General features: G+C 70.1%; 28 protein-coding genes. 12 read left to right on the top strand and 16 right to left on the bottom strand.

The window, feature by feature from the left end; translation table 11 throughout:
- Positions 1 to 29: 29 nt before the first annotated feature.
- The 5 genes from KIP89_RS09305 to KIP89_RS09285 are packed head-to-tail and all read left to right on the top strand — an operon-like array spanning position 30 to position 4,840.
- Entirely contained in the window at positions 30 to 488 is a 459-nt protein-coding gene (locus KIP89_RS09305) for a nuclear transport factor 2 family protein (protein ID WP_213755088.1), read from the top strand.
- Positions 485 to 1,951: an amidase gene (locus KIP89_RS09300; protein WP_213755087.1), complete on the top strand. Its 1,467-nt coding sequence runs from the start codon at positions 485 to 487 to the stop codon at positions 1,949 to 1,951. The genes KIP89_RS09305 and KIP89_RS09300 overlap by 4 nt, the downstream gene beginning before the upstream one ends.
- Positions 1,948 to 3,228 carry an amidase gene (locus KIP89_RS09295; RefSeq protein ID WP_213755086.1) on the top strand — a complete coding sequence of 427 codons (1,281 nt, stop codon included), beginning with the start codon at positions 1,948 to 1,950 and terminating at the stop codon, positions 3,226 to 3,228. Before KIP89_RS09300 ends, KIP89_RS09295 begins: the two co-directional genes overlap by 4 nt.
- Complete coding sequence (locus KIP89_RS09290) at positions 3,228 to 3,749, top strand: flavin reductase family protein (RefSeq protein ID WP_213755085.1); 522 nt, start codon at positions 3,228 to 3,230, stop codon at positions 3,747 to 3,749. Before KIP89_RS09295 ends, KIP89_RS09290 begins: the two co-directional genes overlap by 1 nt.
- A gap of 47 nt (positions 3,750 to 3,796) precedes the next feature.
- On the top strand, positions 3,797 to 4,840 hold the full coding sequence (locus tag KIP89_RS09285; protein WP_213755084.1) for a 2,5-dihydroxypyridine 5,6-dioxygenase NicX family protein: 1,044 nt from the start codon (positions 3,797 to 3,799) through the stop codon (positions 4,838 to 4,840).
- 159 nt (positions 4,841 to 4,999) lie between these two features.
- On the opposite strand, the gene pcaC is transcribed toward KIP89_RS09285, so the two are convergent.
- Genes pcaC through KIP89_RS09270 form a run of 3 tightly spaced genes read right to left on the bottom strand, consistent with a single transcriptional unit; the run spans position 5,000 to position 6,876 of the window.
- Positions 5,000 to 5,398, bottom strand: coding sequence for a 4-carboxymuconolactone decarboxylase (gene pcaC, locus KIP89_RS09280; protein WP_213755083.1), 399 nt, complete (start codon positions 5,396 to 5,398; stop codon positions 5,000 to 5,002).
- A complete protein-coding gene (locus KIP89_RS09275; protein ID WP_213755082.1) occupies positions 5,395 to 6,093 on the bottom strand; it encodes a GntR family transcriptional regulator in 699 nt (232 codons plus the stop codon). Before KIP89_RS09275 ends, pcaC begins: the two co-directional genes overlap by 4 nt.
- 12 nt (positions 6,094 to 6,105) lie before the next feature.
- Positions 6,106 to 6,876, bottom strand: a complete 771-nt coding sequence (locus KIP89_RS09270; protein WP_213755081.1) for an alpha/beta fold hydrolase — start codon at positions 6,874 to 6,876, stop codon at positions 6,106 to 6,108.
- A 130-nt stretch (positions 6,877 to 7,006) separates the two neighbouring features.
- On the opposite strand from KIP89_RS09270, the gene KIP89_RS09265 reads away from it, so the two are divergent.
- Positions 7,007 to 7,714 carry an enoyl-CoA hydratase/isomerase family protein gene (locus KIP89_RS09265; RefSeq protein ID WP_213755080.1) on the top strand — a complete coding sequence of 236 codons (708 nt, stop codon included), beginning with the start codon at positions 7,007 to 7,009 and terminating at the stop codon, positions 7,712 to 7,714.
- A gap of 31 nt (positions 7,715 to 7,745) precedes the next feature.
- Positions 7,746 to 8,663 carry an NAD(P)-dependent oxidoreductase gene (locus KIP89_RS09260; protein ID WP_213755079.1) on the top strand — a complete coding sequence of 306 codons (918 nt, stop codon included), beginning with the start codon at positions 7,746 to 7,748 and terminating at the stop codon, positions 8,661 to 8,663.
- 65 nt (positions 8,664 to 8,728) lie between these two features.
- On the opposite strand, the gene fghA is transcribed toward KIP89_RS09260, so the two are convergent.
- The 6 genes from fghA to KIP89_RS09230 form a co-directional block, all read right to left on the bottom strand.
- Positions 8,729 to 9,574: an S-formylglutathione hydrolase gene (fghA, locus tag KIP89_RS09255; protein ID WP_369807093.1), complete on the bottom strand. Its 846-nt coding sequence runs from the start codon at positions 9,572 to 9,574 to the stop codon at positions 8,729 to 8,731.
- On the bottom strand, positions 9,574 to 10,701 hold the full coding sequence (locus tag KIP89_RS09250) for an S-(hydroxymethyl)glutathione dehydrogenase/class III alcohol dehydrogenase (RefSeq protein WP_213755078.1): 1,128 nt from the start codon (positions 10,699 to 10,701) through the stop codon (positions 9,574 to 9,576). Before KIP89_RS09250 ends, fghA begins: the two co-directional genes overlap by 1 nt.
- 45 nt (positions 10,702 to 10,746) lie before the next feature.
- Positions 10,747 to 11,028, bottom strand: a complete 282-nt coding sequence (locus tag KIP89_RS09245) for a metal/formaldehyde-sensitive transcriptional repressor (protein ID WP_213755077.1) — start codon at positions 11,026 to 11,028, stop codon at positions 10,747 to 10,749.
- A gap of 104 nt (positions 11,029 to 11,132) precedes the next feature.
- The gene (locus KIP89_RS09240) at positions 11,133 to 11,627 is read right to left on the bottom strand and encodes a universal stress protein (RefSeq protein ID WP_213755076.1); all 495 of its coding nucleotides are present in this window, start codon (positions 11,625 to 11,627) and stop codon (positions 11,133 to 11,135) included.
- Between the two features lie 156 nt (positions 11,628 to 11,783).
- A complete protein-coding gene (gene trpS, locus KIP89_RS09235) occupies positions 11,784 to 12,815 on the bottom strand; it encodes a tryptophan--tRNA ligase (protein WP_213755075.1) in 1,032 nt (343 codons plus the stop codon).
- A gap of 93 nt (positions 12,816 to 12,908) precedes the next feature.
- Entirely contained in the window at positions 12,909 to 14,435 is a 1,527-nt protein-coding gene (locus KIP89_RS09230; protein ID WP_213755074.1) for a lipid II flippase MurJ, read from the bottom strand.
- 134 nt (positions 14,436 to 14,569) lie between these two features.
- On the opposite strand from KIP89_RS09230, the gene KIP89_RS09225 reads away from it, so the two are divergent.
- Positions 14,570 to 15,568: an adenosine kinase gene (locus tag KIP89_RS09225; protein WP_213755073.1), complete on the top strand. Its 999-nt coding sequence runs from the start codon at positions 14,570 to 14,572 to the stop codon at positions 15,566 to 15,568.
- Between the two features lie 122 nt (positions 15,569 to 15,690).
- On the top strand, positions 15,691 to 16,515 hold the full coding sequence (locus KIP89_RS09220) for a class I SAM-dependent methyltransferase (RefSeq protein ID WP_213755467.1): 825 nt from the start codon (positions 15,691 to 15,693) through the stop codon (positions 16,513 to 16,515).
- Positions 16,516 to 16,554: 39 nt separating this feature from the next.
- On the opposite strand, the gene KIP89_RS09215 is transcribed toward KIP89_RS09220, so the two are convergent.
- Both KIP89_RS09215 and KIP89_RS09210 read right to left on the bottom strand, forming a co-directional pair.
- Complete coding sequence (locus tag KIP89_RS09215; protein ID WP_213755072.1) at positions 16,555 to 17,103, bottom strand: ActR/PrrA/RegA family redox response regulator transcription factor; 549 nt, start codon at positions 17,101 to 17,103, stop codon at positions 16,555 to 16,557.
- A gap of 114 nt (positions 17,104 to 17,217) precedes the next feature.
- Complete coding sequence (locus KIP89_RS09210) at positions 17,218 to 18,621, bottom strand: ActS/PrrB/RegB family redox-sensitive histidine kinase (RefSeq protein WP_213755071.1); 1,404 nt, start codon at positions 18,619 to 18,621, stop codon at positions 17,218 to 17,220.
- A 159-nt stretch (positions 18,622 to 18,780) separates the two neighbouring features.
- On the opposite strand from KIP89_RS09210, the gene KIP89_RS09205 reads away from it, so the two are divergent.
- On the top strand, positions 18,781 to 20,148 hold the full coding sequence (locus KIP89_RS09205) for a polyhydroxyalkanoate depolymerase (RefSeq protein ID WP_213755070.1): 1,368 nt from the start codon (positions 18,781 to 18,783) through the stop codon (positions 20,146 to 20,148).
- Between the two features lie 24 nt (positions 20,149 to 20,172).
- Here KIP89_RS09205 and KIP89_RS09200 read toward each other — a convergent pair whose 3' ends face one another.
- The gene (locus KIP89_RS09200; RefSeq protein WP_213755069.1) at positions 20,173 to 21,093 is read right to left on the bottom strand and encodes a LysR family transcriptional regulator; all 921 of its coding nucleotides are present in this window, start codon (positions 21,091 to 21,093) and stop codon (positions 20,173 to 20,175) included.
- A gap of 135 nt (positions 21,094 to 21,228) precedes the next feature.
- Between KIP89_RS09200 and KIP89_RS09195 the strand changes: the two genes are divergently transcribed.
- Positions 21,229 to 21,993 carry an SDR family oxidoreductase gene (locus KIP89_RS09195; protein ID WP_213755068.1) on the top strand — a complete coding sequence of 255 codons (765 nt, stop codon included), beginning with the start codon at positions 21,229 to 21,231 and terminating at the stop codon, positions 21,991 to 21,993.
- Between the two features lie 82 nt (positions 21,994 to 22,075).
- Positions 22,076 to 23,161, top strand: coding sequence for a bifunctional transcriptional activator/DNA repair enzyme AdaA (locus tag KIP89_RS09190; RefSeq protein WP_213755067.1), 1,086 nt, complete (start codon positions 22,076 to 22,078; stop codon positions 23,159 to 23,161).
- A gap of 5 nt (positions 23,162 to 23,166) precedes the next feature.
- Here KIP89_RS09190 and KIP89_RS09185 read toward each other — a convergent pair whose 3' ends face one another.
- The 4 genes from KIP89_RS09185 to phoB form a co-directional block, all read right to left on the bottom strand.
- Positions 23,167 to 23,514 (bottom strand): nitrile hydratase accessory protein, encoded by a 348-nt coding sequence (locus KIP89_RS09185; RefSeq protein ID WP_213755066.1) that lies wholly within the window; start codon positions 23,512 to 23,514, stop codon positions 23,167 to 23,169.
- Positions 23,511 to 24,218 (bottom strand): nitrile hydratase subunit beta, encoded by a 708-nt coding sequence (gene nthB, locus KIP89_RS09180; RefSeq protein WP_213755065.1) that lies wholly within the window; start codon positions 24,216 to 24,218, stop codon positions 23,511 to 23,513. Before nthB ends, KIP89_RS09185 begins: the two co-directional genes overlap by 4 nt.
- Before the next feature lie 43 nt (positions 24,219 to 24,261).
- Positions 24,262 to 24,951 (bottom strand): nitrile hydratase subunit alpha, encoded by a 690-nt coding sequence (gene nthA, locus KIP89_RS09175; protein WP_213755064.1) that lies wholly within the window; start codon positions 24,949 to 24,951, stop codon positions 24,262 to 24,264.
- Between the two features lie 210 nt (positions 24,952 to 25,161).
- A complete protein-coding gene (phoB, locus tag KIP89_RS09170) occupies positions 25,162 to 25,863 on the bottom strand; it encodes a phosphate regulon transcriptional regulator PhoB (RefSeq protein WP_213755063.1) in 702 nt (233 codons plus the stop codon).
- Between the last annotated feature and the right edge of the window lie 16 nt (positions 25,864 to 25,879).

The following is a 25,879-nucleotide window of genomic DNA, read 5'->3' as shown; positions in this document are numbered from 1 at the left end:
TCCCGCCCTGAACCGACCGGAGGCACTCCATGGCTTCATCCCACGGCGCCGCCGCGCGTGCCGCCGCCGCCCCGGATGTGGTGGACGTGTTCTACGACGCCTATAACCGGGGGAGCGCGGAAGCCGCGAGCGCGCTCTATCTGTGCGATGGCTGGCACGAGGAAGCCCATAACGGCACGCGCCGCCAGGGCCGCGAGGCGCTGCGCGAGGGGCTGGAGCGTTTCTTCGGCTTCATCACCGATGCCCATTGGCAGATGCGCGAGCGGATCGATTCCGGCCCGCGCGTCGCCGTGGTCTACACGCTGACCGGCCGGCTGGGCGTCGACCTGCGCGGCGCGCCGACGCGCGGCCTGCCGATCGAACTGCGCGGCGTGCATGTCTTCGACCTCGCGGACGGCGCCATTTCAGGCACGCGCGATTATTGGGATCCGGCCGATTTCCAGCGGCAGATCAGCGGCGCCGGGGCGCAAGCGGGGAGGACGGCATGAGCACGGCGCCCGTCTCCCATGAAGGCTTTGCCGGCTATGAAGACTATGACGCCATCGGCCTCGCCGAGCTGGTGCGCGCCGGCGAGGTGAAGCCCGCCGACCTGCTCGATGCCGCGCTGTCGCGCGTCGAGGCGCATGAGCCGACGCTCCATGCCCTCGTGCATCGCTTCGAGGATCTGGCGCGAGAGGCCGTTGCCGAGGGACTGCCGGACGGCCCGTTTACCGGCGTGCCGTTCCTGCTGAAGAACACCGGCTTCGAGATGGCCGGCACGGTGCTCTCGACCGGCTCGAACCTGTTCCGCGACAATGTCTCGGCGCGCGACGGCACGCTGGTCGCCCGCTACAAGGCGGCCGGGCTGGTGATCCTGGCGAAGTCCAACACGCCGGAATTCGCGCTCAGCTTCACCACCGAGCCGGACGCCTTCGGCCCCTCGCGCAACCCGTGGGACACGGCGCGCAGCCCCGGCGGCTCGTCGGGCGGCTCCACCGCCGCCATCGCCGCCGGCTATGTGCCGATGGCCAACACCTCGGACGGCGCCGGTTCGACCCGCTTGCCGGCCTCCCATTGTGGCCTGTTCGGCTTCAAGCCGAGCCGGATGCTCAACCCGCTCGGCCCGGTGGTCGTCGAGGCGATTGCCGGCATGTCGACCCCCCATGCCGCGAGCTGGAGCGTGCGCGACAACGCCGCCCTGCTCGACGCGACCGCCGGGCCGGACGTGGGCGATCCCTATTTTTCGCCCGTGGGACCTGAGAGCTACCTGTCGCAGGTGGGCCGCGATCCCCGCCCGCTGCGTATCGGCTTCACCCCCGACTCGCCGCTCGGCACGCCGGTCGACCCGGAATGCCGGCGCGTCGCGGAAGCCGCCGCGCGGCTGTGCGAGGCGCTCGGCCACAAAGTCGAGATCTGCGAGCCGGGCTATGACGCCCATGCGCTGAAAGCGGCCTGGCGCATCATCGTCGGGGTCAATGTCGCCCCGGCGGTTGAGGGGCGCGGGCGGGCGCTGGGGCTGGATGATCCGCTTGGCGCGATCGAGCCGGTGAATGCGCAATGGGTGCGCGAGGCGCGCGCCTTGCCGGCCACCGCCTATCTCGGCGCGGTCAATGTGCTGCACCAGACGGCGCGCGCGCTCGGGCGCTTCTTCACCCGCTATGACGTGCTGCTCTCGCCCACCGCCGCCGAACTGCCGCCGCCGCTCGGCGTGCTGGCCGGCGGGGACAAGAGCCTTGATGCCTTCTACGACGCCTTCTGGACCCATGCGCCCTTCACCTGCGCCTTCAACGCCTCCGGCTTCCCGGCGATGAGCGTGCCGCTCGGCATGTCCGGCGGTGGCCTGCCGGTCGGGGTGCAGTTCGGCGCCGGGCTCGGGCAGGACGGGCTGCTGTTCAGCCTGGCCGGGCAATTGGAGCGGGCGCGGCCCTGGTTCGGCACCCGCCCGAACCTCTCGGCGGGAGTTTCCCCATGACGGACGTGACCCACCTCGCCGACCTCTCCGCCCGCGAGACCGCCCGGCGCGTTTCTGCCGGCGAGATGACGGCCGAAGCCGTGACCGCCGCCTTCGCCGACCGCATCGCGGCGATGGAACTGGAGGTGCAGGCCTTCGCCTTTTTCGACCGGGAGCGCGCGCTGGCGGAAGCCAAAGCCGCGCCCGCCGGGCCGCTCGCCGGCGTCACCTTCGGCGTCAAGGACGTGATCGACACGGCGGACATGCCGACCGGCTATGGCTCGGCGGTCTATGAGGGGCATCGCCCCCTGTGGGACGCGCCCGCCGTGGCGCTCACCCGCGCCTTTGGCGGGGTGGTGATGGGCAAGACCGTCTCGACCGAATTCGCCATGTCGAGCCCCGGCAAGACGCGCCACCCGGTCAACCCCGCCCACACGCCCGGCGGCTCGTCGAGCGGCTCCTGCGCGGCGGTGGCGGCCGGCATGGTGCAAATCGCCTTCGGCACGCAGACGGCGGGCTCGATCTTGCGCCCGGCCTCCTATTGCGGCGTGGTCGGCTATAAGCCGAGCTTCGGCACGCTCAACCGGGCCGGCATCAAGCCGCTCTCCGACACGCTCGATCATCTCGGGCTGGTGACCCGCGACGTGCGCGATGCTGCCTTCGCCGTCGCCGCGCTGGCCGAGCGCCCGGCGCTGGCGCAGGGACGGACCGGCGGCGCGCCGCTGATCGGCCTGTTCCGCACCTCCCGCTGGGCGCAGGCCGAGCCCGCCACTCGCGACGCGCTCGCCCGTACCGTGACGGCCATCGAGGCGGCCGGCGGCACGGTGCGCGAGCTGGAGGTTCCCGACCATTTCGAGCGGCTCTATGCGCTGTTCGACGCGGTGATGGGCTTCGAGACGCCGCGCACGCTGGCCTATGAGCATCGCGTGATGGGCGCGCGCATCTCGCCGATCACGCGCGGCTTCATCGAGACGCTGTCCAGGGCGACGCGGGCCGAGTACGACGCGGCGCTGGCCGTGCTCCGGCAGCGCGAGGCAATCGTCGAGGAACTGCTGGGCGGCTGCGACGGCCTCATCACCCCGGCCGCGCCGGGCGAGGCGCCGCTCGGCACCGCTACCGGCGACCCGGTGTTCAACAAGCCCTGGACGCTGCTGCATGTGCCGACGCTGTCGGTCCCCGCGGGTGTCGGCCCGCTCGGCCTGCCGGTCGGCGTGCAGGTGGTCGGGCGCATTGGTGCGGATGCGGAAACGCTGGCGCTCGCCGCCTTCATCGAAGACGCGCTGAAGGCGGGGGCGTGATGGGCGCGCTGGCGATATCCCCGATGGAGCCGATCGACCCGGCGCTGGTCGAGGCGTTCAAGCGCGCCATGGGCCTCACCGCCAGCGCGGTCACGGTCATCACCGCCGGGCAGGGCGAGGAGGCGCGCGGGCTCACCGCCACGGCGGTGGCCAGCGTGTCGATCGCCCCGCCGACTTTGCTGGTCTGCGTCAACCGCGAGGGCGACGCGCATCGCGCCATTGCCCGCTCCCGCGCCTTCTGCGTCAACGTGCTGGCGGAAGCGAACCTGCCGGTCGCCGACCGTTTCGCCGGCCGGCACGGCCTCGCCGGTGCGGAAAAGTTCGCCGGGGCCGATTGGCGCTCGCTGGTCACGGGCGCTCCGGCTCTCGACGGGGCGCTGGTCAGCATCGACTGCACGCTGGCCGAGAGCGTCGAGGCCTACACCCACACGGTGTTCTTCGGCACCGTGCGCGCGGTGCGCCTCGGCGGCGCGCAGCCACCGCTCATCCATTTCGACCGCGCCTATCGCTCGCTGGCCTGAACCGGCGGCGCGGACATTCCGCAGGATTCCCAACAGGGAAGGTAATCATGGCTATCAGTGATCTGGCGCTCATCGAGGCGTGGAAGGATGTGCTCACCCTGTCGAAGCTGACAGCGGGCGAGCAGGTCTGCCTGCTGGTCAGCGATGACAGCAACCCGCAGCTCGTCGCCACCGTCCGCACGGCGGTCGGCCAGCTCGGCGGCGTGCTGACCATCCTTCACCTGCCGCCGCTCAATGGCGACGTGGCGCTCTCGCGCGACAAGTCCGGCTATGTCGGCCACACCGCGCTGAAGGGCAACCGCGCGGCGCTGGAAGCGATGAAGCATTCCGATCTCGTTATCGACACCATGCTGCTGCTGTTCTCGCCCGAGCAGGACGAGATCCTGAAGACCGGCGCCCGGATGCTGCTCGCCTGCGAGCCGCCGGAGGTGATGCTGCGCATGAAGCCGACGCTGGACGACGCCCGCCGCGCTGGCAACGCCGCCGCCCGCCTCGCCAAGGCGAAGACGCTCACCGTCACCTCGAAGGCGGGCACGGATTTCCGCTGCTCCATCGGCCAGTACCCGGTGCTGAAGCAGCAGGGCTTCGTCGACACGCGCGGCGGCTGGGACCACTGGCCGAGCTGCTTCGTCGCCACCTGGCCGGATGAAGGCACCTGCGAGGGCACCATCGTCATCGACACCGGCGACATTCTGCTGCCGTTCAAACGCTATGCCCGTGAGCCGATCCGCATCGGCATCGAGGGCGGCTGGATCCGCTCCATCGAGGGCGGCTTCGAGGCGGAATATCTGCGCAGCTACATGGAAAGCTTCAACGACCCCGACGCCTATGCGATGGCGCATGTCGGCTGGGGCCTGCACAAGCGCGCGCACTGGACGACGCTCGGCCTCTATGACCGCGAGGCCGGGCTTTCCATGGATGCGCGCTCCTTCTGGGGCAATTTCCTGTGGTCGAGCGGCCCGAACACCGAGGCCGGCGGCACCCGCAACACACCCTGCCACATGGACATTCCGCTGCGCGGCTGTTCGCTGTCGCTGGACGGCGAGCCGATGACCATCGACGGGAAGGTGATCCCCGAGGACCAGAAGTAAGGGGACTGCCTCTCCCTCTCCCCGTCGGGGGAGAGGGCTGGGGTGAGGGGCCTTCGACCGCTCCGCGACCGGGCTCCCCCTCACCGACCCCGCTGCGCGGGCCACCTCTCCCCAGTGGGGAGAGGGCAAGGCACGCTCAGCGCGGGAAAGGCCCAAAGCTCACCCCTTGGCGGCGGCGGCCTTGGCGTCTTCCTCGGCGAACACTTCGCGGGCGATGCGGAAGCTGTCGAGTGAGGCGGGGACGCCGCAATAGATCGCTACCTGGAGGAATACCTCCCGGATTTCCTCGCGCGTCAGCCCGTTGTTGAGGGCGCCGCGCACATGGAGCTTCAGCTCATGAGGACGGTTCAGCGCCGCGATCATGCCGAGATTGAGCAGCGAGCGGTCGCGGCGGGCCAGACCCTCGCGGCCCCACACCTCGCCCCAGCAATATTTGGTCACCAGCTCCTGCAGCGGGCGGGTGAAGTCGTCGGCCTCCGCCAGCGACTTGTCGACATAGGCGCTGCCGACCACGGCGCGGCGGATTTCAAGGCCCTTTTCAAAAAGGTCGTCGGTCATTGAGCGGTCTCCGAATCATTGAGCGGGGAAGAGGAGGCGGCCAGCGCGGCGCGGGCGGCGGCGGCGACGTGGCGTTCGGCCAGCGTGGCGGCGCGGGCGTCCTCGCGGGCGAGCAGCGCCGCCACCAGCGCGTCGATTTCGCGGATCGAGGCCTGCGCGCGGCCGGGGTCGACCAGCGAGCGGGCGCGCAGCAGGCTGATGCGGGCGTTCAGTCGTTCCAGCAGATCGAGCGCCACCGGATTGCCGGCACCGGCGCACAGCGCGCGGTAGAAGGCCAGCTTGGCGTCGAGGATCGCGCCCAGCCCGCCGCTGTCATAGGCGCGGGCGAGGTTGTGATGCGCGCCGGTCAGCGCCGCCTGTCCCGCCGCATCGGCGCGCTGGCAGAACTGGCGGGCGATCATCGCCTCCAGCGCGGCGCGTACCGCATAGATGTTCTCCGCCTCGCCCTGCGCCAGCACGGCGACCGAGAGGCCGCGCGGGCCGGCGGCGAGCAGGCCGTCCGCCTCCAGCTCGCGCAGCGCCTCGCGCAGCACGGTGCGGCTCACCCCCAGCTCGGCGGTGAGGTCCTTCTCGATCAGGCGCTGGCCGGCGGCGAGCGCGCCGGTTTCGATCAGCCGGCGCAGCGTCGCCACCAGCTTGCGGCGCAGCGGCGCGCTTTCCTGGCTGAGGGGGCCGATGCCGAGCGGGGAGTTCATCGCGGCGATCTCTCAGCGCGCCAGCAGGAACGGCTCGACGGCGGCGTGGAACGCCTCCGGCCGGTCGAGATTGGCCAGATGCCGGGCGCCCTCGATCTCCGCATAGTCGGCGCCGGGGATGAGCCGGGCGATCTCCTGCGACAGGCGCGGCGGGGTGCGGTTGTCGCGCGCACCGACGACGACACGGGTCGGCACCCGCACCGCCTTGTAGAGATCGACCACATCGGCGGTGAACACCGATTGCGCCGCCTCGACATAGGCGGCAGGCTCCATCCCGGCGATGCTGGCTACCAGCGCGGCGACATGGGTCGGGTCGTCCTCGACCAGCGTGTCGGCGGCATAGGCGCGGGCATAATCCTGCATCGAGCCCTTGGCGATGGTCTCGGCAATGGCGGCGGCGCGGGTGGCGCCGGCCTCGCCCTGCGTGGCGAAGCTGTCGGCGATCACCAGCCGGCTGACCAGATGCGGCGCGAGATCGGTGAGATGGGCGGCGATCGGCCCGCCCATGGAGATGGCGAGCACGCGCGCGGGCTCGCCGCCGAAGGCCTCCAGCACGGCGGCGAGATCGGCCGCGACGTTGCGCACGGTGAAGCCGCCGCGACGGGTGGAGCGGCCATGGCCGCGCGCATCCACGGCGATCACCTCGAAATCGGCGGACCAGCGGCGAATCTGCTCGCGCCACATCCAGGCGCCGGTGCCGAGGCTGTGGATCAGCAGGAGCCGCTCGCCGCTGCCCTCCCGCTCATAGCCCAGGCTTTCCCCGTTCAGCTCGATCATCGCCATCGGGCGTGCTCCTCGTTCGACAATGGACAGGCCCCGAGGGGCGAACTGCTTCTAGCATATTATCGTCATACAATACGACAAGACAAACGCGCCCGGCTGGACCGGTCCGGGCGTTCCAAGGAGAGTTGAGATGAAGATCGATGCGCATGGCGAGGGCATTTACGCCGTCACCTTCACCCACACCGCCGACGGCAACCACATTTCCTCGGCCCAGCTCGCCGCCTTTGCGGGTGCGCTGGACGAGGTGCTGGCCAAGCCCGATCTCACGGCGGTGGTGCTGGCGGGCGAGGGCGCGCATTTCTGCGCCGGCCGCGTGGGTTTGCGCGGACTGACCTCGGCGGCGGAGGTGCGCGACGATCTGAACCTGATCCTTGAGGTGAACGCCCGGCTGCGCGCCTCGCCCGTGCCTTTCATCGCGGCGGTGGAGGGCAAGGCGCTCGGCTTCGGCTGCGGTTTCACCACCCAATGCGACATCGCCATTGCCGCTGAGGATGCGGTGTTCGCCCTGCCGGAAATGTCGCACGGGCTGCCGCCGCTGATCGTGCTGTCCTATTTCGGCAAGTTCGTGCCGTTCAAGCGCGCCTTCGAGCTGGCGCTGACCAGCCGGCATTTCGGCGCGGCGGAGGCGAAGGAGATCGGCATCGTGACCGAGGTTGTGGCGCCCGGCACCGCGCTCGCCCGCGCGCTCGATTTCGCCCGTACCATCGCGGCGCTGGATGGCGAATCGGTGCGCCTGCTGCGCGCCTTTGCGCGCCGCGTCGCCGGCCTGTCGGACGAGACGGAAGCCCGCAACGCGGTCGCCACCATGGCGATCTCGCTCGCCGCGCGGGCCCATTGACCGGGGCGGGGCCGGGACGGGGGAGGCTAAGGTGACCGAGGACAGCGTGCTTTTCATCGGCGTGGGGCGGATGGGCGCCCTGATGGCGGCGCGCCTCGCCGATAGCGGCGTGCGGCTGGCGGTGGTCGACCTCGCCGAGGCGGCGCTGGCGCCGTTTCGCGCCCGCGGCATCCCGGCAGCGACAACGGCGGCCGGTCTGCCCGGCGACATCGTCATCACCATGCTGCCGACCGACGCCCATGTGCGGGAGGCGCTGCTCGGGCCGCAGGGCGCTCTGGCCGGGGCGCCGCGCGCGGTGGTGGTGGACATGTCGACCGCCGCCCCGGCCGGCATCGTCGGGTTGGCGCAGGAACTGGCCCCGCGCGGCATCGCCGTGCTCGACGCGCCGGTGAGCGGGGGCATGGCGGGGGCCCGCGCGGGCACGCTGACCGCCATGTGCGGCGGCGCGCCGGAGGTGTTCGCGCGGGTGCGCCCCTTGCTTGAGCGCATGTGCGGCACGGTGATCCATGTCGGGCCGGTCGGCTCCGGCCATGTCATCAAGGCGCTCAACAATTACCTGTCGGCGGCGACGCTGTGGAGCGCCACCGAGGCGCTGATCATCGGCCAGCGGCTCGGGCTCGATCCGCAGGTGATGCTGAAAGTATGGAGTGCCGGGTCCGGCAAGAGCCACGCCACCGAGGTCAAGCTGCCGAACCACGTGCTGACCGGCACCTATGATTTCGGCCAGACGCTGGAGCTGTTCTGCAAGGACATCGCCATCGCCGCCGACCTCGCCCACCGCGCCGACACGCAGACGCCGACGCTCGATGCGCTGCTCGCCACCTGGTCCGCCGCGCGCGACCGGCTGGGCGGGCAGGCCGACATCACCGCCATCGCCCGGCTGATCGGCCAGAGCGCGCTGGGCGCCGGCTCGATGTTCGACGCGGGAAGCGATGATCCCGAAAGCTGAGCCGGTGACCGGCTGAGCGGGCGACGGACCTTGCGCCCGCCGCCCGTCCTCGATGCCGCGCCGGCCTACCGCGCGAGGCGGGAGGCGTGCCAGGCGATGTGGTCGGCCATGAAGGTCGAGATGAAGAAGTAGGAATGATCATAGCCCTCGCGCAGATTGAGCGTGAGGGGAATGCCCGCCTTCTGGCAGGCGTCAGCCAGCAATTGCGGGCGCAGGCCGGTGTTCAGGAACGGGTCGGCGGTGCCCTGATCGACCAGGAAATCCGGGAAACGCCGGCCATCGGCGATCAGCGCCACCGCGTCATAGGCCCGCCACGCCGCCTGATCGACGCCGAGATACTTTTCCAGCGCCGGGCGCGACCAGTCCGCCGAGCTCGGCTCGGTGATCGGCGCGAAGGCCGAGCAGCTCGCGAAGCGGTCCGGGTGCTTCAGCGCCATGGTCAGCGCGCCATGCCCGCCCATCGAGTGGCCGAAAATGCCCTGCCGGCTCATATCGGCGGGAAACTCCGCCGCGATCAGCGCGGTGAGTTCCTCGACGATGTAGGAGTACATCCGGTAATTCGCGGCATAGGGCTCTTGCGTCGCGTCGAGATAGAAGCCGGCCCCCGAGCCGAACTGCCAATTGTCCTTCTCGTCCGGCACGCCCTCGCCGCGCGGGCTGGTGTCGGGCGTGACGATGATGACGCCATGGGCGCTGGCGGCGGCGCGGTACTCGCCCTTCTCCATGACATTGGCATGGCTGCAGGTGAGGCCGGACAGATACCACAGCACAGGCACGGGGCCGTTGGCCGCCTGCGGCGGCACGAAGACGGCGAAGGTCATCGGCGTGCCCGTCACCGCCGATTGATGGCGGTAGACGCCCTGCACGCCGCCATGGGACTTGGCGGTCGAGATGGTCTCCAGCGCGCCCATCAGTAGATCACCACGGAGCGGATCGACTTGCCCTCATGCATCAGGTCGAAGGCGGTGTTGATCTCGTCGAGCGGCATTGTGTGGGTGATCAGATCATCGATGTTGATCTTGCCCTCCATGTACCAGTCGACGATCTTCGGCACGTCGGTGCGCCCGCGCGCGCCGCCAAAGGCCGAGCCGCGCCAGTTGCGGCCGGTCACCAGCTGGAACGGGCGGGTGGAGATTTCCGCCCCGGCCGGCGCCACGCCGATGACGATCGAGGTGCCCCAGCCGCGATGGCAGGCTTCCAGCGCCTGGCGCATCACATTGACATTGCCGGTGCAGTCGAAGGTGAAGTCGGCGCCGCCATCGGTGAGGTCCTGGATCGCCTGCACCACCTTGTCGTTGCCGACCTCCAGCGGATTGATGAAGTCGGTCATGCCGAACTTCTTGGCCATGGCGACCTTGGCCGGGTTGATGTCGACGCCGATGATCTTGTCGGCGCCAACCATGCGGGCGCCCTGGATCACGTTGAGGCCGATGCCGCCGAGACCGAACACCACGACATTGGCGCCCGGCCACACCTTGCCGGTATAGACCACCGCGCCGATGCCGGTGGTGACGCCGCAGCCGATGTAGCAGATCTTGTCGAAGGGGGCGTCCTCGCGCACCTTCGCCAGCGCGATCTCCGGCAGCACGGTGAAGTTCGAGAAGGTCGAGCAGCCCATATAGTGGAAGATCTCGCCGCTGCGCCCGCCCACGGACTCGCAGGAGAAGCGGGTCGTGCGGTCCGGCATCAGGCCCTGGCCCTGCGTGGCGCGGATCGAGGTGCACAGATTCGAACGCTGCGACAGGCAGGTTTTGCAGTTCCGGCATTCCGGCGTGTAGAGCGGAATGACATGGTCGCCGACCTTGAGCGAGGTGACGCCGGCGCCGAGCTCGCGCACGATGCCCGCGCCCTCATGGCCGAGAATGGCGGGGAATTTGCCCTCGGAATCCAGCCCGTCCAGCGTATAGGCGTCGGTGTGGCACACTCCGGTCGCCATGATCTCGACCAGCACCTCGCCGGGCTTCGGCCCGCCGATCTCGATGGTCTCGATGGTCAGCGGCTTCTTGGCTTCCCAGGCAACGGCGGCACGCGATTTCATGGGTCTGTCCCTCTGTCGGATCGATGTGTGGCGGCGTTCGCGCCGCTATTTCAGATAGGTGCGCAGGATGGTGGTGATCTCGTCGAGCTCGCCATCGAACGGTCCCGGCTGGTGGCCCGGCGCGCCCGGCCCGAAGGTCTCGCGCAGATGGCTTTCGAGCACCTCGGCCATCAGCCCGCCGACGGCGCCGCGCAGCGCCGCGATCTGCTGGAGCAGCGGGCGGCAATCGGTCCCGGCCTCGACCGCGCGCTCGAGTGCCTCGGCCTGTCCGCGGATGCGCCGCAGCCGCGTCAAGGCGCGTTTCTTGTCATCGGGCGAATGCGGCATGGCGACACCAGAGCGCGAGCGATCGCGTGTTCACTGGGGGTCGAAATATACTGCCGGGAGTATCTAGGCAAGAGTCTCGCGGCGCAGCGAGAGCGGTCCGGCGCCTAGGCCAGCGCCTCGATATCGGCATCGGTCAGCGCGCCCGGCACGATGGTGATGGGGATGGGCAGCATCCAGTGGCCGGACACCAGCGCCGAGACCAGCGGGCCGGGGCCCTCATGGCCGGTGGCGGCGGCCAGCGCGAGGATGGCGATGTCCTCGTCGGCCTCCACCACGGCGTGGATCGCCTCGGCGAAGGCGCCCTCGCGGATCACCGTTTCCGGCTCGATGCCGGCGACCGAGCGGGCGCGGGCCTTGAAATGGGCGAGCCGCATCTCTGCCTTGTCGGTCTCTTCCGCGCGCATCAGATTGGCGACGCCGAGCCATTGCGCCGAGGCATCACTGAGTTCCAGCATCGCCAGCAGCACGAGGCCGCCCTGCGTGCGGGCCGCCCGGCGCGCGGCATAGGTGACGGCACGGTCGCATTCGGGCGTGTCGTCGACCACGACGAGGAATTTGCGCTGGTGGCCGGGCGCGAAACTCTGGCGGGTGCGCGGCATGAAGGCTCCACAGGCTGAGGGCGGCCGCGCAGCCCGCGCGCGCGCCCCGCGCTTTTACCATGTCCGCGGCGCGGGCGCCCCTTTCGGGACGCGGTCAGCGCGCGAAGCCCGAAGCCTGAAGCCTGAAGTCTGAAGTCTGAAGTCTGAAGCCTGCCGTCAGCGCACGAAGCCGACAATGTCCTTCACATGGCCGAGCGTCTCGTCGGCGATGACGCGGGCGCGGGCGGCGCCGTCGCGCAGGATGGCGTCGATATGGGCGGGCTCGTCCATCAGCCGCTTCATCTCGCCGCCGATCGGGCCGAGCTTGGCGACCGCCAGATCGACCAGCGCCGCCTTGAAGGTGGAGAACTGGCCGCCGCCGAAATCGGCCAGCACCTGCTCCTTGGCGTTGCCGGCAAGCGCGGCATAGATGCCGACGAGGTTCTCCGCCTCCGGCCGGCCCTTCAGCCCTTCGGCCTCGGAGGGCAGCGGCTCGGGATCGGTCTTGGCCTTGCGGATCTTCGAGGCGACCGCGTCGGCATCATCGGTAAGGTTGATGCGCGAGAGATCGGAGGGGTCGGACTTCGACATCTTCTTGGCGCCGTCGCGCAGGCTCATCACCCGCGCCGCCGGCCCGCCGATCAGCGGCTCGGTCAGCGGGAAGAAGCTCTCGCCGAGCCCGTGCGCGGCGATCGAGGGGCCGAAATCATTGTTGAACTTCTGCGCGATGTCGCGGGTCAACTCCAGATGCTGCTTCTGGTCCTCGCCGACCGGCACATGGGTGGCGCGGTACAGCAGGATGTCGGCGGCCATCAGGTTCGGATAGGCGTAGAGCCCGACCGAGGCGTTCTCGCGGTCCTTGCCGGCCTTCTCCTTGAACTGGGTCATGCGGTTGAGCCAGCCGAGGCGCGCGACGCAGTTGAACACCCAGGCCAGTTCCGCATGGCCGGAGACTTGGCTCTGGTTGAAGACGATATGTTTGGCCGGGTCGATGCCGGCGGCGATGAAGGCGGCGGTGACCTCGCGGATCTGCTTCTTCAGCTCGGCCGGGTCCTGCCACACGGTGATGGCGTGCATGTCGACGACGCAATAGACGCAGTCGAAGCTGTCCTGCAGCTCCACGAACCGCTTGATGGCGCCGAGATAATTACCGAGATGCAGGTTTCCGGTGGGCTGGACGCCGGAAAAGACGCGCTGCTTGAATTCCATGTCGGGCCGTCCTGATCGTCGCGCGCGCCGGATGTCCGCGCGCGTGGCGCTATCGCACACAGGGTCCGGCCGGGCAAGCGGGGCGTGGCCGGCCTAGCGGTTCCGCAGCCCCGCCTTTAGCGCCGCCGGCGACAGGCCGCCGCACAGGAAGGCGGTCGCGCCATAGGTGAGCATGCCGGTGAGCACCAGGCAGGCGAGCGTGCCCGCCGCGATCAGCCCGCCCGCCGCCAGCGGGGCGGCCAGCAGGCGCGCGGCCAGCAGGATCGTCCCCGCCATGGCAAGGCCCGCCGCGCCGAGCCCGATCAGCCGGCGCCGGCTCGCTGCCGGCAGAGGCAGCCGGCCGCGCCGGGCGAGCGCGCCGGCCAGCAGGGCGAGGCTCACGAGGCTGGCCGCCAGCACGCCGAAGGCGGGACCGGCAAGGCCCAGCGGGCCGGCGGTGAGGAAGCCGGCGAGCGCGCCGACCGGCAGGCCGATCAGCGCCGCGCGGGTGACATCGCGCCCGAAGCCGGCGGCGAAGGCGATGGCGGCGAGGATCTTCTCCAGCGCCTGAAGCGGCAAGGTAAGGGCGAGACAGGACAGCGTCGTCGCGGTGAGCGTCGCCGCCTCCGCCCCGAAGGCGCCGCGCTGGAACAGCACGACGACGATGGGATGGGCGAGCACGGCGAGGCCGAGCGCGGCCGGCAGGGACAGCGCCAGCGCCGCTTCCATCCCCTGCGCCTCGACCGTGCCGGCCTTCTCGTCCCGCGCGGCGAGCGCCGGCAGCAGCACCGCCCCGGCGCTGGCGCCGATCAGCCCGAGCGGCAGCTCGACCAGACGTGTGGCGTAGAACAGCGCGGCGACCCCGCCGGGAATGGTGGAGGCCGCCGCCGCGGCGATCAGGAAGCGCAGTTGCGGCAGGCCGGCGGCGAACAGGCTCGGCCCGGCGGCGGCGAGCATCGGCAGCGCCGCGCGCAGCGCCCCCCGTGAGGGAAGGGCGAGCGTGCCGGCGGGCACGGCGGCGAAGATCAGCGCCACCTGCGTCACCGCCCCGGCGATCACCCCGGCGGCGAGCCAGGCCAGCGCGACGGCCGGCGCCATCTCATGCGCGCCGGCCAGCCAGAGCAGGCCGAGCAGAATGAGCACCGCGACATTGGCGGCGGCCGGCGCCATGGCCGGGCGGGCGAGAGCGCCGCCGGCATTGGCCAGCGCGGCCAGCGTGCCGGCGACCAGCGCCAGCGGCACGCAGATCACGGTGAGCCGCCCCGCATGGACCGCGCCGGCCACCCGCTCCCCGTCATCGGGAAAGCCCGGCGCCAGCACGGCAATGACCTGCGGCATGAACAGCCAGAGCAGACCGGCAAGGGCGAGCCCGGCCGCCGCGAACAGAAGGAGCGCCGCCCCGGCCCGTCTGCGCCGCGCCGCGCCCTGCGCGCCGGCGATGGCCGGCAGCACGGCGGCGTTGAGCGCGCCCTCGCCCAGCAGGCGGCGGGAGAGCTGGGCCAGCGACAGGCCGGCCACCGAGGCATCGGCCACCAGCCCGGTGCCGAACAGCGCCGCCACCCCGGCGTCGCGGGCAAAGCCGAGCAGCCGCGAGGCGAGGGTGAGGGAGGCGACGGTGGAGGCGCGACGCAGCAGGGCCATCCCCCAGCAATAGACGGCGCGGCGCAGCGCGGAAAGCGGCCCGCGCGCGGTTTCGCTACCTTCCCGCCGTTGCGGGAGGGCGTCCGCTCTGCTACCGCGAAAGCTCAGGGATTGCGCGCAAGGAAACAACCTTCATGACCGCCCAGCAGCTTGATGTCGTCGGTTTCGGCAATGCCATCGTCGACGTGATCGCCCGTTCCGAGGAAGGCTTCCTCGACCGCCACGCCATGCGCAAGGGCGGCATGACGCTGATCGACGAGGAACGGGCCGAGGCGGTCTATGGCGCCATGGGGCCGGGGGTGGAGATTTCCGGCGGCTCGGCGGCCAACACCATGGTCGGCATCGCCTCCTTCGGCGGCATCTCCGGCTTTGTCGGCAAGGTGCGCGACGATGAACTCGGCGGCATCTTCGCCCACGACATCCGCGCCGCTGGCGTCGCCTATGCCACGCCGGCCGCCGCCACCGGCCCGACCACCGCGCGCTGCCTCATTCTGGTGACGCCCGATGGCGAGCGCACCATGAACACCTATCTCGGCGCGGCGCAGGACCTCTCCCCGTCGGATGTCGACGAGACGGCGGTGGCCGGCGCCAGCGTGACCTATCTCGAAGGCTATCTGTGGGACCCGCCGGCCGCCAAGGAGGCCTTCCTCAAGGCCGCCGGCATCGCCCATGGCGCCGGGCGCACCGTGGCGCTGACGCTGTCGGATGCCTTCTGCGTCGGGCGCTACCGGGCCGAGTTCCTGGAGCTGATCCGCACCGGCACGGTCGATCTGGTGTTCGCCAATGAAACGGAGCTGATGTCGCTCTACGAGACCGATTTCGACGCCGCGCTGGCCGCTCTACGGCAGGATGCGCGCCGCGCCGTGGTGACGCGCAGCGAGAAGGGCGCGCTGTCGGTGGCGGGCGAGGACCTCGTCGCGGTGCCGGCCTTCCCGGTGGCCAAGGTGGTGGACACCACCGGCGCCGGCGACCTGTTCGCGGCCGGCTATCTCTACGGCTTCGCGCGCGGCTTCACCCCCGAGGAATCCCTGAAGCTCGGCGCGCTCGCCGCCGCCGAGATCATCAGCCATATCGGCGCCCGGCCGGAGAAGAACCTGCGCGAACTGGCGCTGGAGCACGGCCTGCGGGTGTGAGGGGGCGAGCTGCGGCATAGGTCGGGACGGCTCTGGCGCGGGTGGCGCCGGAGCGCTGTCCTATGACCGACATGATCGGCACGGATGCTGGCGCTTTCGTCGCGCTCTCGCAGGAGCCCGCCATGGATGCCTCGCTCACGCCCGCCCCGGCGCCGGTCATTCCCTTCGAGCCGGACCGCTTCCGCTCGACGGTCGACTATTATGATCGGTTTCGGACGCCTTACCCGCCCGAACTGATCGCCGCCGTCGCCCGGCGGCTTGGCCTGCGCTATGCGGACCGGATGCTCGATCTCGGCAGCGGGCCCGGGCCGCTGGCCATCGCCTTCGCCCGGCTGGGCCTTGACGTGACGGCGATGGACCCTGAGCCGTCCATGCTCGAGGCGGTACAGGCGGGAGCCGCGGCGGCGGGCGTGGTGATCCGCACCGTCGAGGGATCATCCTATGATCTTCCCGGCGCGCTGGGGCGCTTTCGCCTGGTCACCATGGGCCGCTCCTTCCACTGGATGGACCGGCCGGCGACGCTTGCGGTGCTGGATGACATGGTGGAGCCGGACGGCGCCGTCGTGCTGATGGGCGACCGCACGCTGCACGCGGTGCCCGATTACCGCGCGACGCTGGACGAGCTCGCCGAACGCCATGCGGGCGCGCGGGCCACTGAGCGGGCGCTGCGCCGCTCCCCCGACTGGGTGCCCCACGAGGCGGTGCTGCTCGACTCGCCCTTCGCCGATGTCGAGCGGCTGGCGCGGATCCAGCCCATTGAGCGCACGGTCGAGAGCGTGATGGGGCTCGCCCTGTCACGCTCGGTCACGTCGCCGGCTGCCTTGGGGGAGGAGCGTGCGGCCTTCGAGGACGCGTTGCGGACGCGCCTCGCCGTGCTGGCGCCGGAAGGACGCTTCGTCGAGGTGAGCGAAAGCGGGGCTCTGGTGGCCCGCCGGCCGGTATCCTGACCAAAGGATGTCCCGCTCGGCGCGTTCGCGCCCGGCCCCTCAGCGCGGGGCGCGTTTGGCGAGAATCCGCTGGAGGGTGCGGCGGTGCATGGACAGGCGCCGCGCGGTTTCCGAGACGTTGCGCCCGCACAGCTCATAGACGCGCTGGATGTGTTCCCAGCGCACCCGGTCAGCCGACATCGGGTTTTCCGGCAGCGTCGCCTTGAACTCGCCCTGCGCGTTCAGCGCGGCGCAGATGTCGTCGGCATCGGCGGGCTTGGCGAGATAGTCGACCGCGCCGATCTTCACCGCCGTCACGGCGGTGGCGATGTTGCCATAGCCGGTGAGGATGATGCCGCGCGCCTCCGGGCGGCGGCGCTTCAGCGCCGAGATGACGTCGAGGCCATTGCCGTCGCCGAGGCGCATGTCGACCACGGCATAGGCCGGGGCGGTGCCTTCGACGCTGGCCAGCCCGTCGGCGACGGTCTCGGCGGTGGTGACATTGAAGCCGCGCGCTTCCATGGCGCGGGCGAGACGTTGCAGGAACGGGCGATCATCATCGACGATCAGCAGCGAGCGATCCTGCACGTCCGAGGTGATATCAAGCATTTCGGCCTTCCCTAGCGCCGCGCCAAAGAGGCGACAGTTCTTTTTCCTGCTTTTGATACGAACCTACACGACCAAGGTCGTGAGCGCAAAATTGTCGCATCCGGCCCGCCGTGCTCAGGCGGTCGCGGGCGGCGGCGCCGCGTCGGTGTCGCGAGCCGGCGGGGCGGCCGGCGGGGTGGCCGGCTCGTCGGAGATGTCGATCTGCGGGCGCGGCCAGCGCACCGTGACCGAGGCGCCATGGGCGGGCGGGGCGCGGTTGACGAAGCTCAGCTCCGCGCCGGAACGCTCCAGCAGCGTCTTGGCGATGAACACGCCGAGGCCGAGGCCCTGGCGGGTCTCCTCCTCGCCCTCGCCGGTCTCGCGGCGCCAGCTCTTGCGGCCGCGGCTCGTCACATAGGGCGCGCCGATGGAATCGATCAGCTCCGGCGGAAAGCCCGGCCCGTCATCGGTGATGGTGACGGTGACATCGTCACGGCTCCAGTTGGCGACGATGTTGACGTGGTGCTCGGCGAAGTCGACGGCGTTCTCGATGATGTTGCCGAGCCCGTAGAGCAGGCCGGGATTGCGGGCGATGATCGGCTCGTCCTCGCTGCGGGTCGGCACGGTGACGGTCAGCGCGATGCCGAAATTGCGGTGCGGCGCCACCACATCCTCAAGAATGTGGGAGAGCGGCATCTGGTCGAACGGGGCATCGCTCGCGTCGAGCGAGGTCAGGGTCCGCAGGATGGTGCGGCACCGCTCGGCCTGTTCGCGCAGCAGGCGGATATCGTCGGCGAGCGGGCTGTCGGGCGGCAGGGCGCGGGCGAGTTCCTTGGCCACCACCGTGATGGTGGCGAGCGGCGTGCCCAGCTCATGGGCGGCGGCGGCGGCGAGCCCGTCCAGCGCCGAGAGATGCTGCTCGCGGGCGAGCACCAGCTCGGTGGCGGCGAGCGCCTCGGACAGCTCCCGCGTCTCCTCCGCCACCCGCCAGGCATGCACGCCGATGAAGCCGATGGCGATGGCCAGCGCTAACCAGATGGCGGCGAGGTAGAGCGGGGGCAGCACCGGCGCCATCGGGGTGCCGTCGGTCGCCCAGGGCAGCGGCATCTGCCAGAGCCCGACCAGCGCCGCGCAGATCGCCGCCAGCACGCCGAGCAGCACGGTGGTGCGCGGCGACAATGCGGTCGCCGAGATCAGCACCGGGGCCAGAAACAGCAGCGCGAAGGGGTTGGCGAGGCCGCCGGTGAGGAACAGCAGGGCGGCGAGCTGGAGGATGTCATAGGCCAGCAGCCAGGCCGCCTCGACATCGGACAGCCGGCGCGCGCCCGGATTGCGCAGCCGCAATGCAAGGTTCAGCCAAGCCGAGAGCGCGACAACGGCCAGGCACGCGCCGAGCGGCAGGGTGAAGCCGAGCAGCCACTGCACCACCACGATCGCCAGCGTCTGGCCGGAAATCGCCAGCCAGCGCAGGCGGATGAGGGTGTCCAGCCGGAGGCCGAAAAACCGTTCGCCAATGGGATGATCGAGCGAAAGCGTCATGTGTTCCCCGTCGCCGCTTCCTCTATACAGGCAGATACGACGAAAGGGCGAGGGCGACCCCGATTTGACGGCGCGGCGAAAGAGCCTATTTATGCTGCAACGCACAAAGCATCGCGTCTCCGGCGGACAGTCCCGCCGGCACGGGGATGGAGGACTTCAATGGCCATCGGCGTCTTCGGCGATCTGACGGATCTCGACGAGGCGGCCCCGCCGCCGGCGGCCACGCTGGAAGCGGCATCGGCCTTCTCGCGCCCGCTCTACTGGATGTATGAGATGGGCCACGCGGCGCTCGACCCGCTGCGCATGGTCGCCGATGCCAACCGGCTCTACTACCGCAACCCGGCAAACCCGCTCGCCCATACCGGCTTCGGCAAGTCGATCTCCGCCGCCTGCGAGATGTTCGAGCGCACCACGCGCCGCTACGGCAAGCCGGACTGGGGCATCACCGAGACGGTGGTCGGCGCCACCCGCGTTCCCGTGCATATCGAGACGGTGTGGGAGCGGCCCTTCTGCCGGCTGCTGCATTTCCAGCGCGACTTTCCGGTCAATCCGCGCCGGCCGCAGCCGCGCATGCTGATCGTCGCCCCGCTCTCCGGCCATTACGCGACGCTGCTGCGCGGCACGGTGCAGACGCTGCTGCCGAACCACGACATCTACATCACCGACTGGATTGACGCCCGCAACGTGCCGATGAGCGGCGGGCGCTTCGATCTTGACGACTATATCGACTATGTCATCGACATCTTCCGCCATCTCGGCGGCGGCGTTCACGCGCTTGCCGTGTGCCAGCCGGCGGTGCCGGTGCTCGCCGCCGTGGCGCGCATGGAAGAGATGGGCGACCCGGACGTGCCGGCCTCCATGGTGCTGATGGGCGGGCCGATCGACACGCGCGAGAGCCCGACCGCGGTGAACGACTTCGCCAAGGAGCGCGGCATCGACTGGTTCCGCCGCAATGTCATCACCACCGTGCCGTGGCCCAATGGCGGCGTCATGCGGCAGGTCTATCCCGGCTTCCTGCAGCTTCACGGCTTCATGGCGATGAATTTCGAGCGCCATCTGCAGGCCCATGCCGACATGTTCAGCCATCTGGTGAAGGGCGACGGCGATTCCGCCGCCAAGCACCGGGAATTCTATGACGAGTATCTCTCGGTCATGGACCTGCCGGCGGAATATTATCTCCAGACGCTGCAGACCGTGTTCATCGACCATGCGCTGCCGACCGGCCAGATGACCCATCGCGGCGCGAAGGTCGACACCTCGAAGATCCGCAATGTCGCGCTGCTCACCATCGAGGGCGAGAACGACGACATTTCCGGCGTCGGCCAGACGCGGGCGGCGCAGACGCTGTGCTCGAACCTGCCTGACGACAAGCGCGCGCATTACCTCCAGCCGACCGTCGGCCATTACGGCGTGTTCAACGGCTCGCGCTTCCGCGCCGAGATCGCCCCGCGCATCTCCGACTTCGTGCTCTCGCACAACTGGCCGCGCAAGGGCCACAACGCGCCGGCCGACGCGCCCGCCTCGTGAGCTGAGCGCGCCCTGCCGATCCGGCTATGTGCCCGGCTCGGCATCTATCCCGGCTTCCCAATAGGGCGGATCGCCGAAAGCCGCGCGCAGGCAGTCGGCCAGCGCGCGGAGCTTGGCCGTGGGATTGCGACCCTCGGGATGCGCGACATAGATGAACTCGGCTTCCGGCTCGGCGCCGACCTCGATCACCCGCAGCGTGCCGGCGCCGATGTCGGGCCCGGCGATGAACAGGGGCAGCAGGGTGATGCCGAGCCCGGCGATGGCCGCGTCGCGCATGACCATGCCGTTATTGACCTGCAGGCCGACCTTGGCGCGCACCTGGACGCGGCCGCCCTCGACGATGAACTGCCAGTCGGCAAGGCCGCGATGGGTGTAGAAAATCCCGCGATGGTCATTCAGCTCAGTGAGGTCGCGGGGCGTGCCGTGCTGCTCCAGATAATCGGGTGAAGCCACCAGCACGCGCCGGCTGCGGGCGAGGCGCCACGCGGTCAGCGGGCTATCGCGCATCGCCCCGTGGCGGATCACGCCGTCATACCCCTCCGCCTGCGCGTCGACCACACGGTCATCAAGCTCGATACTCAGTTCGATCTGCGGGTGGCGGCGCAGGAAGGGGTAGAGCGCCGGCCCGATATGCAGGGCGGTCAGCGTCACCGGGGCGGAGATCCTGAGCGGGCCGCTCAGGGTGCCGCGCCGCTCGGCCAGCGTGGCGACCGCCGCGTCGAGGCCGCGCAGCGATTCCGACGCCATCTCCAGAAAGGCCGCGCCGTCCTCCGTCAGCGACAGCCGGCGGGTCGAGCGATGCACCAGACGTGCGCCGAGACGGTGTTCGAGCTGCGCCAGCCGGTCGCTGACCACCGATTTCGACAGCCGCAGCCGCCGCGCCGCCTCGCTGATCGAGCCGGCCTCGGCGATGGCGACGAAAGCGGCGATGCCATCCAGTTTCATCGTTCGGCTTTTCCGTACATGAATTCCACTTTTGGTAGTCTAATCCGAACGCACGGCGCGGGCCATACTCTCCAGCGAAACGGGTCGGCCGGGATCGTCCGGTGGCGGATCAGTCTGAAATCACGGAGAAATCTCATGTCACGTCTCACGGGCAAGGTGGCGATTGTCACGGGCGCCAGTTCCGGTATCGGCCGCGCCACGGCGCGGCTGTTCGCCGCCGAGGGCGCCAAGGTCGTGGTCGGCGCCCGCCGCCAGGCCGAACTGGACACGCTGGTCGCCGAAATCGCGGCCGCAGGCGGCGACGCGGTGGCGCTGGCCGGCGACGTGCGCTCGGAAGACTACGCGCAGGCGCTGGTGGCGCTGGCGGCCGAGCGTTTCGGTCGGCTCGATATCGCCTTCAACAATGCCGGCACGCTGGGCGAGAAGGGGCCGAGCACCGGCGTCTCCGCCAGCGGATGGGAGGACGCGCTGGCGATTAACCTCACCGGCGCCTTCTTCGGTGCCAAGCACCAGATCGCGCAGATGCTGAAGACCGGCGGCGGCTCGGTGATCTTCACCTCGACCTTTGTCGGCTACACCACGGCGTTTCCGGGCCTTGCCGCCTATGCCGCCTCGAAATCCGGGCTGATCGGCCTCACCCAGGCGCTGGCCGCCGAGTTCGGGCCGCAGGGGGTGAGGGTCAATGCCGTGTTGCCCGGGGCGGTGGAGACGGACATGTACCGCGAGGCCAATGATACGCCCGAGGCGCAATCCTTCGTCACCAACTTGCATGCGCTGAAGCGCGTCGCGCGCCCCGAGGAACTCGCCCGCTCGGTGCTTTATCTCGCCTCGGACGATTCGTCCTTCGTCTCGGGAACCGCGCATCTGGTCGATGGCGGCCTGTCGATCACGCGGACCTGAGGCCTCGCGCCGGGCCGGCGGGCGGGAAATAACCGCCCGTTTTCCGGCGGCGCGCGGGGGCGGGCGATGCTAGCGTCCCTTCATGCTGACCGAGACGCGCGATCTGTTCGACCTCACCCTGCCGGATCCCGACACGCTTTACCGCGCGCTGCTGGCGCGCGACGAGAGCTATGAGGGACGCGTTTATGTCTGCGTCGCCACCACCGGCATTTTCTGCCGGCTGAGCTGCCCGGCGCGCAAGCCGAACGCCGAGAACTGTACCTTCCGCCCGACCATCGGCGCATGCATCGAGGCGGGCTTCCGTCCCTGCAAAAGGTGTCACCCGCTCCAGCCGGCGGCTGACGCCGACCCGATGATTGCGGCCCTGCTCGCCGCGCTGGATGCGCGCCCCGCTTACCGCTTCGGCGAGGCGGACATCGCGCGCATGGGCTATGACCTCTCCACCGTGCGGCGCGCCTTCAAGCGGCAGTTCGGCATGACCTTTCTCGACATGGCGCGGCACCGCCGGCTGCGCGAGGGATTCGAGACGCTGGCGCTGGGTGGCTCGGTGATCGCCGCGCAGCAGGAGGCGGGGTTCCAGTCGCCCAGCGCCTTCCGCGCCGCCTTCGCCCGGCTGATCGGCTGCGCCCCCGGCGAGATTGCCGGGCAGGGCCGGCTGCTGGCGGACTGGATCGGCACGCCGCTTGGCGACATGATCGCCGTCTCCAGCACCAGCCATCTGCACCTTCTGGAATTTGTCGAGCGGCGCGGGCTTCCCGCCGAGATGACCCGCCTGCGCCAGCGGGCCAAGGGCGATCTCGGCATTGGCAGCACCCCGCCGACCGAACAGATTCGGGCCGAATTGTCGGATTATTTCGCCGGCCGCTCGGCCGATTTCGCGACGCCGCTGGCGCTGGACGGCAGCGCGTTTACCCGCGCGGTCTGGGCCGAGCTGCGGCGCATTCCGCCCGGCGAGACCGCGAGCTATGGCGAGATCGCCCGGCGCATCGGCGAACCCTCGGCGGTCCGCGCGGTGGCGCGGGCGAACGGGGCCAACCAGCTCGCGCTGATCATCCCCTGCCACCGGGTGATCGGTGCCGATGGCGCGCTCACCGGCTATGGCGGCGGGCTGTGGCGCAAGCAGCGCCTGCTGGAGATCGAGGCGCAGTTCCGCCCCGCGCCCGGCTGATAGCGTCAGCCCTGCGCGGGCCCGATTGCGATCGGCTCGGTGCGGGCGATGTGGTGATGGTCGGCGGCGCGGAACCGCTCGATGGCAAGCGCCTGGCGGAGCAGCGCCGCCTCCTCGACCAGGCCGCGCTCGGTCAGCAGGGTGATCGCCGCATCGGTCCAGCAGACATAATAGGAGCGTTCGGGATGGGCGTGAATCTGCGCGCTCAGCGCCGCCGCGAAGTCGTTCCAGGCGAAATGCCCGGCCTCGTGCAGCTTCAGCACGATGGCGAAGATCATCGCTTCCCATGGCGCGGCGAAGGCGCCCGGACGCTCGAAATCCGGCAGCAGGGGTTCCGGCGCGGGCGTGCTCATGCGGCGTCTCCCGCCGGATCGGGGACGAGATAGCTGTCCCACAGGTCGATGGTCAGGCTGTCACCGGCCGCGGCATCCTCGCCCCACAGCTCGCGCAGGGTAAAGCGCACGGCGTAGCACCATTGGCGGGTGTCCTCATCGCCGAGCGCCCGCACATCCGGCAGCGCGAACAGGCCATGCACCTTCACCACCTCGCCCTTTTTGCCGCGGCAATAGCGCGGCAGGCGGGTATGGGTCGGCGGGTTGAGGTTGCGGGTGAGCACGCGCTGGCCGACCGCGAAGGCGGGGGCGCGCGTCGCATCGTCGATCCGCGTCGTCGCCCCCTCGCGCAGCGCGGCCAGCAACTGCGCGGCATCGAGCGGCGGGGTGTCGAGGGGCGCGGGTTCCAGTGCAGGCTCTTGCTGGACCGGGGTCAGACGCGCGGCGAGGGCCTGCGGCGCGACCAGCGCCTTTTCCAGCATCAGCCGGGTGACGGCGAACCACCATTGTTCGTAATAGGAGCGGGTGAGGTATTTTGCCGGCTCAAGACACTCGCGCGACTGGCGGAATTCATCGTCGGAATAGAACGGGCCGATGGTCGCCATGAAGACGGCGAGCATCCGGCGTTCCCAGTCGCTCTTGAACACCGGCTCGGTGCCGTCATAGCCCGGCGGCACCACCGGGCCGAAGCCATCCATGCCGCCGCAATCATGCACGGAGTTCATCGCGCGCCTCCGGCGGAACTCATGCGAGAGCCTCCGGCGGGATTCATGTAAGAGCCTCCGGCTCCAGCGGCTCGGTGACGCCGATCATGCTGTCGCGGGTGACGAGACGGGCGAGGTCGGTCTCGTCCAACCCCTCGCTGCCGGCGGGGCGGCGGGGCAATACGAGGTAGCGCACCTCGGAATTGCTGTCCCAGACGCGGATTTCCATGGTCGGCGGCAGCACCGTGCCGAACTCGGCCAGCACGGCGCGGGGATCGCGCACGATGCGGGTGCGGTAGGGCATGGATTTGTACCAGACCGGCGGCAAGCCCAGCACCGGCCACGGGTAGCAAGAGCACAGCGTGCAGACGACGACGTTGTGCACCTCGCCGGTGTTCTCCAGCACCACCATGTTCTCGCCCTGCGCCCCGGTGAAGCCGAGTTCTGCGATCGCCGCGTTCGGGCTGGCCAGCAGACGGGCGCGATAGGCCGGGTCGGTCCAGGCGCGGGCGATGACTTTGGCGCCGTTCTTCGGGCCGATCTGGTTCTCGTAGAGATCGACCACGGCATCGAGCGCGGCGGGATCGACCAGCCCCTTGGCGGTCAGCAATTCCTCCAGCGCCTTGACCCGCACGGCGATGTCGATGTCGCCGATGGAGCGCAGCAGCGCGTCGGCCGCGTCATCCGATCCCGGCCCCTGCGGGGGATGGTGGTGGCCGTGATGCCCGTCACGCCCGTGATGGTGCCCGCCCATGTGCTGCTCCCGTGAGGAATTCGCCGGGAGAGTATGTGCCAGACCATGGGCCTCGTCGACCGCAATCGCGAAGAATTTCAGCAGAAGGTCGAGTTGCCCAAATCATGGGCTCCGGTGCGGTGGCGGGACGCCGGGTCAGTGCATAGCAAAAAGCCCTCCACGGGGGAGGGCTTGATGATCGGATGATGCCGGCTGGTAGCTGCCTCGCCCTCAATGGGCGCGGGCGAACATCTCGTTAAACGAGTAGCCCGAGCCGCGCACGGTGCGGATGGGGTCCGGCTGGCGCGGGCGGTTGAGCGCCTTGCGCAGGCGGCCGACATGCACGTCGACGGTGCGCTCGTCGATATAGACGTCCTGGCCCCACACGCCGTCGAGCAATTGCTCGCGGGAATAGACGCGACCGGGCGACTGCATGAGGAATTCGAGCAGGCGGAACTCCGTGGGACCGAGATGCAGCTCGCGACCGGCGCGGTGGACGCGCTTGGTTTCGCGATCAAGCTCGATGTCGCCGGCGCGCAGCAGCGTCGAGACATGCTCGGGCTTCGCCCGGCGCAGCAGGGCCCGCACGCGGGCGACCAGCTCGGGCACCGAGAAGGGCTTCACCACATAATCATCGGCGCCGGTGGCGAGGCCGCGCACGCGCTCGGTCTCCTCGCCGCGGGCGGTGAGCATCAGCACCGGCATGCGCTCGGTCTCGGGCCGGGCGCGCAGGCGCCGGCACAGCTCGATGCCGGAAAGCCCCGGCAGCATCCAGTCGAGAATGAGCAGGTCCGGCACGCTCTCGCGCAGCCGGGTTTCCGCTTCGTCGCCCCGCGCCACGCTGTCGACGGCGTAGCCCTCGGATTCGAGATTGTAGCGCAGCAGGAGGGTGAGGGGCTCCTCATCCTCCACGATCAATATGTTGGTGGGCATGACCTCATCCCCGCTC

It is taken from the genome of Ancylobacter radicis, from assembly GCF_018449475.1.
GTDB lineage: Bacteria > Pseudomonadota > Alphaproteobacteria > Rhizobiales > Xanthobacteraceae > Ancylobacter > Ancylobacter radicis.
The sequence above is the reverse complement of the archived record's forward strand: the minus strand, read 5'-3'. Positions and strand labels throughout refer to the sequence as shown.